We start from the raw sequence: 9,619 nt of genomic DNA on the forward strand, positions 1-9,619 counted from the left end.
AAGAGGTGTTGCCACAGCAGCGCTCCGCCGTTGGCCGAGTCGAAGACGTGTGCGCCGAACTTCCGATCCGCCTCCAGCGCGAACAGCGCGGCGGCCAGCACGGGGAAGGCGAGCAGCACCAGGACCGCGGTGAGCAGCACGTTCCACACGAAGATCGGCATACGGAACATCGTCATGCCGGGGGCGCGCATGCAGATGATGGTGGTGATGAAGTTGACCGCGCCCAGGATCGTGCCGAAGCCGGAGAAGGCCAGACCCATGATCCACATGTCGGCGCCGATGCCCGGCGAGCGGACCGCGTCCGACAGCGGGCTGTAGGCGAACCAGCCGAAGTCGGCGGCGCCCTGCGGGGTGAGGAAGCCACCGACCGCGATGAGCGAGCCGAACAGGTACAGCCAGTAGGCGAACATGTTCAGCCGCGGGAACGCCACGTCGGGCGCACCGATCTGCAGCGGCATGATCCAGTTCGTGAAGCCGGCGAACAGCGGCGTCGCGAACATCAGCAGCATGATCGTGCCGTGCATCGTGAACGCCTGGTTGAACTGCTCGTTCGACATGATCTGCGTGCCGGGACGGGCCAGTTCGGCACGCATCAGCAGCGCCATGACGCCACCGATGCAGAAGAACGCGAACGACGTGACCAGGTACATCGTGCCGATCGTCTTGTGGTCCGTGGTGGTCAGCCACTTGATCACGACGTTGCCGGGCTGCTTGCGCCGTACTGGCAGCTCGTTCTCGTACGAGTCTTCAGCCGCGGCGGCACCCTGAGGTTCATTGAGGATGCTCACAGGTTGTTCGTCTCCCGGTTCTTCTCGTGGTCCGTCTGCTCGATGCCGGCCGGGACGTAACCGGTCTGACCCTTCTCGGCGAGCTTCTTGAGGTGGTCCTCGTAACGCTCGGGAGAGACGACCTTCACGTTGAAGAGCATCCGGGAGTGGTCGACGCCGCAGAGCTCGGCGCACTTGCCCAGGAAGGTGCCCTCCTTGTTGGGAGTCACCTGGAAGGAGTTGGTGTGACCCGGGATGACGTCCTGCTTCATGAGGAACGGCACCACCCAGAAGGAGTGGATGACGTCACGCGAAGTGAGGACGAAGCGGACCGTCTTGCCCTTGGGGAGCCAGAGGGTCGGACCCGGGTTGTTCGTCTGCGGGTTCTTCGAGGCGGGCGTACCGACGTCGTAGACCCCGCCGGCGGCCGCCGGGAAGTCCTTCTTGAAGCGATCCGGGATCGCGTCGAGGTTCTTGTCGGTCTTCGCGTCACCGGACGAGCCGTCGACGTTCTCGATGTAGTTGAAGCCCCAGCTCCACTGGAAGCCGACGACGTTGACCGTGACGTCGGGCTTCTTGTCGAGGCTGAGGATCTTCGACTCGTCGCGGGCTGTGAAATAGAACAGCACCGAGACGATGATGAGGGGGACCACCGTGTACAACGCCTCGATGGGCATGTTGTACCGGGTCTGCGGGGGAACCTCGACCTTGGTGCGGCTGCGCCGGTGGAAGAACGCGCTCCACAGGATCAGGCCCCAGACCAGCACGCCCGTGGCGAGTGCTGCGGCCCACGAGCCCTGCCACAGGGAGAGGATCCGAGGAGCCTCTTCCGTGGTCGGGGTGGGCATACCAAGGCGGGGGAAGTCCTTGTATGTGCAACCGGTCGCGGTCGCCAGGACCAGACCCGCAGTCAGTGCCTGCAGCAGCTTCCGCCGCATCGGGCGCCGCGGCGAGCGGTCGGAGCCGTAGGGACTCACGTAGCGCCTTCCGAGAGTCTCGCCCGCGCGGTTGGCTGCGGCCTTCTCGCTGGTCGGTCGCCGCCCTGCGTCGGGCAGGGGTTTGGATGTTTATGCGGACCAAACCCTACTGGACGCTTTTTGGGGTCGCGCGGGGAGGGTCCCCAACGCGCCGCCACTCACCCCGAAGGGGTGGAATACGGGGCTCTGCGAGGCATGTGACGGGGCGTTCGGGTGTGCGAGCACCCCGGAACACCGCGGTCCGCCGACGACGGGGGGTCGGGTGGGGGCCCCTGCCGGGGGGCGGGGCGGTTCGTCGACGGCCGCGCCCCCTCCGGGGCTGGACCATTCGTTGACGGCTGCGGGTGCGTCGCGGTTGGCCGCGCCGTTCCCCGCGCCCCTTGCGGGGCGGGGGTGGGCGGTTCGTTGACGGCTGCGGGTGCGTCGTGGGTGGGCGCGCCCCCTGCGGGGCTGGACCATTCGTTGACGGCTGCGGGTGCGTCGTGGCTGGGCGCGCCGTTCCCCGCGCCCCTTGCGGGGCGGGGGTGGGCGGTTCGTTGACGGCCGCGGGTGCGTTGATGGGTGGGCGCGCCGTTCCTCGCGCTCCTCGGGGAGGGGCTTCGCCCCGTCCCCGGTCTTTTTTGGGGGCGCGGGGAACTGCGCAATCTTTTGCCTTTCGCCACTCAAGGCGCGCGGGGGCTGAGGGCCGCAGCGCCACGGGCCCTCCCCCTTAAGGGGCGCGGGGAACTGCGCGGCCAGCCCCCGCCACCCCCGCTACCCCCGCCGGAGGCCACCGCATAGCGTGAGCGTCGTGTCCTACTTCGACGCCGCGTCGTCCGCACCCCTCCACCCCGTGGCCCGCCAGGCCCTGCACGCCGCCCTGGACGAGGGCTGGGCAGACCCCGCCCGCCTCTATCGCGAGGGCAGGCGCGCCAGGCTCCTCCTGGACGCCGCCCGCGAGGCCGCCGCCGAGGCGATCGGCTGCCGCCCGGACGAGCTGACGTTCACCACCTCCGGCACCCGCGCCGTACACACGGGAATCGCCGGCGCGCTCGCCGGACGGCACCGCGTCGGACACCACCTGATCGTGTCCGCGGTCGAACACTCTTCGGTACTCCATTCGGCGGAGTCGCACCGCCGAACGGGCGGCACGGTGTCCGAAGTGCCCGTTCTGCGCACAGGCGCGGTCTCCCCCGACGCGTACGCGGACGCCCTGCGCCCCGACACCGCGCTCGCCTGCCTCCAGTCCGCCAACCACGAGGTGGGTACGCGCCAGCCGGTGGCCGCGGTCGCCGAAGCGTGCCGCGAAGCGGGCGTACCGCTCCTGGTGGACGCGGCACAGTCGCTGGCCTGGGGGCCGGTCGAGGGCGGCTGGTCACTGCTGACGGGCAGCGCCCACAAGTGGGGCGGCCCCGCGGGCGTCGGGCTGCTCGCCGTACGCAAGGGGGTGCGGTACGCGGCTCAAGGCCCCGCCGACGAGCGGGAGTCGGGGCGCGCCCCGGGCTTCGAGAACATCCCGGCCGTCGTCGCCGCGGCGGCCTCCCTGCGGGCCGTACGGGCCGAGGCCGACGCCGAGTCGGTCCGGCTGCGGGAGCTGACGGACCGGATCCGCGCGCGGGTGCCCGAACTGGTGCCGGACGTGGAGGTGGTGGGCGATCCGGTCACCCGGCTGCCCCATCTCCTCACCTTCTCCTGTCTCTATGTCGACGGAGAGACACTGCTGCACGAGCTGGACCGCGAGGGGTTCTCCGTGTCGTCGGGATCGTCCTGCACGAGCAGCACGCTGACGCCCAGCCATGTGCTGAAGGCGATGGGGGTGCTGAGCGAGGGGAATGTGCGGGTGTCGTTGCCGCTGGGTACTCCGGCGGAGGAGGTGGACCGCTTCCTGGCCGTCCTGCCCCGTACGGTCGCCGCGGTGCGCGAGAAGCTGGGGGCTCCCGCGACGGGGGCCGTCGCGGTGTCGCCCACCGGGGCGCCGGACGCGCTCGTCGTGGACGCCCTCGGCAAGCGCTGCCCGATCCCCGTGATCGAACTCGCCAAGGTGATCACCCAGGTCCCCCTCGGCGGCACGGTCCGGGTCCTCTCGGACGACGAGGCGGCACGGCTGGACATTCCGGCGTGGTGCGAGATGCGGGGCCAGGAGTACGCGGGCGAGGAGCCGGCTCCTCGGGGTACGGCGTACCTGGTCCGCAGGGTGACCCTCTAGCGCCGCCACGGCCCGCCGGCCGTGCGGACGCCGCCGAGCTCGGGTGGCGCGGCGTCCATCGGCGACTGCGGCCACGTAGTGGCTGGCCGCGCAGTTCCCCGCGCCCCTCGGGAAGGGGCTACGCCCCATCCCCGACCCGCTCGGGGACGGGACGCCAAACAACACATCGCCCGCCCCCACCCCCCTAGGGGCGCGGGGAACGGCGCAGTCTTTGGCCTTGCTCCCCCCTAGGGGCGCGGGGAACTGCGCAATCTTTGGCCTTGCGTCGCTCAAGGCGGGGGGGGGAACGCCCGGTTCACCCCCCACCCCCAGAGGCGCGGGGAACTGCGCAATCTTTTGCCTCACGCCCCACAGAGGCGCGGGGAGCAGCGCAGGGCCACCCCCTCCGTCCTCAGGGGCGCGGGGAACTGCGCGGCCAGCCCCCACGCACCTGGGGACGAAAAACAACCCGAGCCACTCCGGACCCGGGCAGCGGCCCTAAGCCAGATGCCCCTGGACCTGCGCCGCCGCGTCATGCCCGTACGCCTTCGTGAAGCGGTCGAGGAAGTGTGAGCGCCGGAGCTGATACTCCTGCGTCCCCTTCGTCTCGATGACCAGCGTCGCCAGCATGCACCCGACCTGCGCGGCCCGCTCGTGCCCGACGCCCCACGTCAGCCCCGACAGGAATCCCGCCCGGAAGGCGTCCCCGACCCCGGTCGGGTCGACCTTCGCCGTCTCTTCCGGAACGCCGACCTCGATCGGGTCGGACCCGACGGCCTCGATGCGCACGCCGCGCGCGCCCAGCGTCGTCACCCGGTGGCCGACCCGCGACAGGATCTCCGCGTCGCTCCAGCCGGTCTTGGACTCGATGAGCCCCTTCTCGTACTCGTTCGAGAAGAGGTATGTCGCCCCGTCGAGCAGCAGCCGGATCTCGTCGCCGTCCATCCGCGCGATCTGCTGGGAGAAGTCCGCGGCGAACGGGATCGAGCGCGTCCGGCACTCCTCGGTGTGCCGGAGCATCCCCTCGGGGTCGTCCGCGCCGATGAGGACGAGGTCGAGCCCGCCCACCCGGTCGGCGACCTTCTTGAGCTCGATGAGGCGGGCCTCGCTCATGGCACCCGTGTAGAAGGAGCCGATCTGGTTGTGGTCGGCGTCCGTGGTGCAGACGAAGCGCGCGGTGTGCAGCACCTCGGAGATCCGGACGGACTCGGTGTCGACGCCGTGCCGGTCCAGCCAGGCCCGGTACTCGTCGAAGTCGGAGCCGGCGGCTCCGACCAGGATGGGCGACGAGCCGAGCTGGCCCATGCCGAAGGCGATGTTCGCGCCCACGCCGCCCCGGCGTACGTCCAGATTGTCGACCAGGAAGGAGAGGGAGACCGTGTGCAGCTGATCCGCGACCAGTTGGTCGGCGAAGCGGCCGGGGAAGGTCATGAGGTGGTCGGTGGCGATGGAGCCCGAGACAGCGATACGCACGGCTAGGACACACTCCTGCGAGGAGGGGGATTGACAGTTCACGCTACCGGGTCGGCGTACGGCCGGCGGTGGGGTCCTGCTGGAGTTGTCGTCGGAGTCCGCTGGAGTCCTGAACTGCGAAGCAGGCAAAACTACCCGATAGTAGGGCTTTTTCATCCGGCTTCCGGTGCATACGGTTCCGTTATGACGAACCTCAAGATCCATGGTGGCGACGCCCCGCTCGGTCTCGAAGCCCTCGACACCGTCGAAGGCTTCGAAGGCGGTCTCGCGGAGCTGCGGGGCGACTGCGCGCGGATGGTCCCGCACTGGGAGGTCCCCGCCCGGATCACTGCCCGGCCGGTGTCCCCGGCACTCATCAACGGCGTGACCGTGCCACCGGCCTCCGCCCGCCTGCTGGACGGCATGTCCGACTACGGCGACTGATCACCCGGTGAAGGCGCGCGGGACGACGACGGCACGCCGATCTCGAACCCGCTCCCCCTGAAGGGAACCGCACGCTCCCCCGCCGCGTCCCATCGCTGTCCCCCGTAAAGGGGAGGCAGGATACGACCCTGCTCTGCCCTGATCCGGCCCGGTCCGGTCAGGGGTGGGTCCCGTGGGACGACGGCGTGGCAGAAGGAGCAATGCGGTGGACACCGAGCGACCCGACAACGAAGCGGCCGGAGCCGCCGACGAGGACCAGCCGCGCCGACGGCGTTCGCCGGTGGCCGTCGCCTCGGTGGCGGCCGCCGTGCTCCTCGTCGGTGGCGGCGGGGCGTATGTCGCCGCCACCACGACCGGTGGCTCCGGAGGCAAGGACGGTTCCGGTGCGCCGCGCGGCGACGGGAACCCGCCGCTCCTGGCCCTCGACGGCTACACGGAGAGCGGTACGGGCAACGGCACCGCGGGCTCCGACGGCACGGACGGCATCGCGCCCGGCGAGCCCGACCCGAACGGCGTGACCTACCGCGCCGAGGGCGAGCTGCCGGACGGCCCCTCCTCCGCGGCCGTCTACCGGACGAAGGGCACGGTCTCGGCGGCCGAGGTGGCGAGGCTGGCCGACGCGCTGGGGGTGGAGGGCACCCCGAAGGCGGAGGGTGACGCCTGGAAGGTCGGTGCCACGAAGGACGGCTTCGGGGCCGGTCTGCGGGTGAGCAAGCAGGCGCCCGGCACCTGGACGTTCAGCCGCTTCGCTCCCGGCACCGACGACTGCAAGGGCACCACCACGTGCGCCGACCGGAGCGGGGGCGCGGGCGGGAGCGAGAGCGCCAAGGGCGCCGACGTGGACCCGGTGAGCGCCGCCGCCGCGAAGAAGGCCGCGGCGCCGGTCCTGAAGGCGGTCGGCCAGGACGACGCGAAGCTCGACGCCGGCCAGCTGATGGACGCCGTGCGCGTGGTGAACGCGGAGCCTAAGGTGGGCGGCCTGCCGACCTACGGCTGGACGACCGGTGTGCAGATCGGCCCGGACGGCCAGGTGGTGGGCGGCAGCGGCCAGTTGAAGGCCCCGGCGAAGACCGACACGTACCCCGTCATCGGCGCGGAGAAGACGCTCGGGCTGCTGAACGGGTCCGGGACCGGCAACGGCCGCGTGGGGATCGGCGGCTGCGCCAGCCCCGTACCGCTGAAGGACCGGGACGAGTCGCCGTGCGAGGCGTCGAGCACGGCGCCGAAGTCCGATCCGGTCGTCGTGGAGGACGCGGTGTTCGGTCTCGCCGCGCACTTCGTGGACGGCCGGCAGGCGCTGGTGCCGTCCTGGCTCTTCGAGGTACGGCCCCCGGGGACCGACGACGGCTTCACGGTCACCCATCCCGCGGTCGACCCGAAGTACCTGACGGCTCCGAAGCCGCCGGAGGTCGAGCCGAGCGGCAGCGCGACCGGGCGGCCGAGCCCGCGCACGAGCGAACCCGGCGGCGGGGCGAGCACGGCGCCCGAGACCCGTGACGTACGGGTCGAGGGCTACAGCGCGGACGGCAAGGAGCTGACCGTGCGCTTCACCGGCGGTGTGTGCAGCGACTATTCGGCCTCGGCGGACGAGAGCGGCGGCGAGGTGACGGTCGAGGTCACCGACAAGCCGGACAAGGACAAGGTCTGCATCCTGATCGCCAAGGTCTTCCACGAGAAGATCGACCTCGACAAGCCGCTCGGGGACCGCAAGGTGGTCGGCTCGGACGGCAAGGCCGTGCCCCAGGAGAAGGACCTGCCCGACCGGACCGGCTGACGGCCGGAGGGCCGGGCAGCACCGCGGCCCGTCGGTCCGGGAACGCGAAAGGCGGCGCCCTGTTGGAGGGGGCGCCGCCTTTCGCTGTCGCCACGGCTTACGGGGCCATGGCCGACCAACTAGCTGAACGAGTCGCCGCAGGCGCAGGAGCCCGTCGCGTTCGGGTTGTCGATCGTGAAGCCCTGCTTCTCGATGGTGTCCACGAAGTCGATGGAGGCACCGCCCAGGTACGGAGCGCTCATGCGGTCGGTGACGACCTTCACGCCGCCGAAGTCCTTGACGACGTCGCCGTCGAGGGAGCGCTCGTCGAAGAAGAGCTGGTACCGCAGGCCGGAGCAGCCGCCGGGCTGGACGGCGACGCGCAGCGCCAGGTCGTCGCGGCCCTCCTGCTCCAGCAGGCCCTTGACCTTGGCCGCGGCGGCGTCCGACAGGAGGATGCCGTCGCTCACGGTGGTGGTCTCGTCCGATACGGACATCTGCTTCTCTCCCGGGTTGTACGGAGACTGCTTGCCGACGGTTCCAACCGGCGGGGCCGCGGATTCATTCCGGGCCGGGCGTCGAGTCTTTGTCTTCTCTCTTCATGCTCGCACACCCGCCCGGAAGCGGAGAACGACCTGTGGACAACCTCGGTGAACGGCCGCCGGGGTCCTCGCTGCGGCCTCCACGGGATTCACGTCACATGGACGCTATGGGCATCGTCAACGTGACGTGAAGCGGTTATGATAGATAGCGTCATTTCGACGAAAAGGCGTGTCCTGCTTGATCGCTCCAGTCGGACGGTCCAAGCGAGCCGCAGAACAGAAAGGGTGCGTGTCGTGACCACCGCCCAGACCCAGGAACTCGACGTACAGCCGACGCCCCTCGCCCTGCTGCTGCTCGGCCGCGAGGCCGACCCGCGGAGCGAGCGCGGCGTCGAGTGTCCCGGTGACCTGCCCTCGCCGTCCGACCCGAATCTGGTGGAGCGCGCCCGCGCCGCCAAGGAGAAGCTCGGCAGCAAGGTGTTCGTGCTCGGTCACCACTACCAGCGCGACGAGGTCATCCAGTTCGCGGATGTCACGGGCGACTCCTTCAAGCTCGCCAGGGACGCCGCCGCGCGCCCCGAGGCCGAGTACATCGTGTTCTGCGGTGTGCACTTCATGGCCGAGTCGGCGGACATCCTGACCTCCGACGACCAGAAGGTCGTCCTTCCCGACCTGGCCGCCGGGTGCTCGATGGCCGACATGGCCACCGCCGAGCAGGTCGCCGAGTGCTGGGACGTGCTGACCGAGGCGGGGGTGGCCGAGCAGGTCGTACCCGTCTCGTACATGAACTCCTCCGCGGACATCAAGGCGTTTACGGGCAAGCACGGCGGCACGATCTGCACGTCGTCCAACGCCAAGAAGGCCCTGGAGTGGGCGTTCGAGCAGGGCGAGAAGGTGCTGTTCCTTCCCGACCAGCACCTGGGCCGCAACACGGCCGTGCGGGACATGGGGATGTCGCTCGACGACTGCGTCCTGTACAACCCGCACAAGCCGAACGGCGGTCTGACCGCCGAGCAGCTGCGGAACGCGAAGATGATCCTGTGGCGCGGGCACTGCTCGGTGCACGGCCGCTTCTCGGTGGAGTCGGTGGAGGACGTCCGCGCCCGGATACCCGGCGTGAACGTGCTGGTGCACCCCGAGTGCAAGCACGAGGTCGTGAGCGCCGCGGACTACGTGGGGTCCACGGAGTACATCATCAAGGCGCTGGAGGCGGCGCCGGCCGGCTCGAAGTGGGCCATCGGTACGGAGCTGAACCTCGTCCGCCGTCTGGCGAACCGGTTCGCGCCCGAGGGCAAGGAGGTCGTCTTCCTCGACAAGACGGTCTGCTTCTGCTCGACGATGAACCGGATCGACCTGCCGCACCTGGTCTGGACGCTGGAGTCCCTCGCCGAGGGCAACCTGGTGAACCGCATCGAGGTGGACCGGGAAACGGAGCAGTTCGCCAAGCTCGCGCTGGAACGGATGCTGGCGCTGCCGTAGAAAGCCAAAAAAGACTGCGCAGTTCCCCGCGCCCCTGAAAC

The 9,619-nt window shown here is 70.2% G+C and carries 8 protein-coding genes; 4 read left to right on the plus strand and 4 right to left on the minus strand.

Annotated features, from left to right (window positions below):
• Together ACFVH5_RS42075 and coxB are read right to left on the minus strand one after the other, a co-directional pair.
• On the minus strand, nucleotides 1–788 hold a 788-nt coding region (locus tag ACFVH5_RS42075), incomplete at its 3' end, for a cbb3-type cytochrome c oxidase subunit I (RefSeq protein WP_385838964.1).
• On the minus strand, nucleotides 785–1,744 hold the full coding sequence (gene coxB / locus ACFVH5_RS42080; RefSeq protein ID WP_384815455.1) for a cytochrome c oxidase subunit II: 960 nt from the start codon (nucleotides 1,742–1,744) through the stop codon (nucleotides 785–787). The genes ACFVH5_RS42075 and coxB, both read right to left, overlap by 4 nt.
• A gap of 790 nt (nucleotides 1,745–2,534) precedes the next feature.
• Here coxB and ACFVH5_RS42085 point away from each other — a divergent pair.
• Nucleotides 2,535–3,929, plus strand: coding sequence for a cysteine desulfurase/sulfurtransferase TusA family protein (locus ACFVH5_RS42085; protein ID WP_385838965.1), 1,395 nt, complete (start codon nucleotides 2,535–2,537; stop codon nucleotides 3,927–3,929).
• A gap of 477 nt (nucleotides 3,930–4,406) precedes the next feature.
• Here the strand turns inward: ACFVH5_RS42085 and ACFVH5_RS42090 are convergent, their stop codons facing one another.
• Nucleotides 4,407–5,381, minus strand: coding sequence for a carbohydrate kinase family protein (locus tag ACFVH5_RS42090; protein ID WP_385838966.1), 975 nt, complete (start codon nucleotides 5,379–5,381; stop codon nucleotides 4,407–4,409).
• A gap of 183 nt (nucleotides 5,382–5,564) precedes the next feature.
• On the opposite strand from ACFVH5_RS42090, the gene ACFVH5_RS42095 reads away from it, so the two are divergent.
• Both ACFVH5_RS42095 and ACFVH5_RS42100 read left to right on the plus strand, forming a co-directional pair.
• Nucleotides 5,565–5,804 carry a hypothetical protein gene (locus ACFVH5_RS42095; RefSeq protein WP_385838967.1) on the plus strand — a complete coding sequence of 80 codons (240 nt, stop codon included), beginning with the start codon at nucleotides 5,565–5,567 and terminating at the stop codon, nucleotides 5,802–5,804.
• 205 nt (nucleotides 5,805–6,009) lie between these two features.
• On the plus strand, nucleotides 6,010–7,578 hold the full coding sequence (locus ACFVH5_RS42100) for a hypothetical protein (protein ID WP_385838969.1): 1,569 nt from the start codon (nucleotides 6,010–6,012) through the stop codon (nucleotides 7,576–7,578).
• A 119-nt stretch (nucleotides 7,579–7,697) separates the two neighbouring features.
• Here the strand turns inward: ACFVH5_RS42100 and ACFVH5_RS42105 are convergent, their stop codons facing one another.
• Nucleotides 7,698–8,054 (minus strand): iron-sulfur cluster assembly accessory protein, encoded by a 357-nt coding sequence (locus tag ACFVH5_RS42105; RefSeq protein ID WP_107018256.1) that lies wholly within the window; start codon nucleotides 8,052–8,054, stop codon nucleotides 7,698–7,700.
• A gap of 339 nt (nucleotides 8,055–8,393) precedes the next feature.
• On the opposite strand from ACFVH5_RS42105, the gene nadA reads away from it, so the two are divergent.
• The gene (gene nadA / locus ACFVH5_RS42110; RefSeq protein WP_384815467.1) at nucleotides 8,394–9,578 is read left to right on the plus strand and encodes a quinolinate synthase NadA; all 1,185 of its coding nucleotides are present in this window, start codon (nucleotides 8,394–8,396) and stop codon (nucleotides 9,576–9,578) included.
• Nucleotides 9,579–9,619 lie beyond the last annotated feature (41 nt).

It is taken from the genome of Streptomyces sp. NPDC127119 (assembly GCF_042677425.1).
Lineage (GTDB): Bacteria > Actinomycetota > Actinomycetes > Streptomycetales > Streptomycetaceae > Streptomyces.

Excerpts from the sequence above, each read along its gene's own strand:
- ACFVH5_RS42105 (WP_107018256.1), bottom strand. The coding sequence starts at position 8,054 with ATGTCCGTATCGGACGAGACCACCACCGTGAGCGACGGCATCCTCCTG.
- ACFVH5_RS42095 (WP_385838967.1), top strand. The coding sequence starts at position 5,565 with ATGACGAACCTCAAGATCCATGGTGGCGACGCCCCGCTCGGTCTCGAA.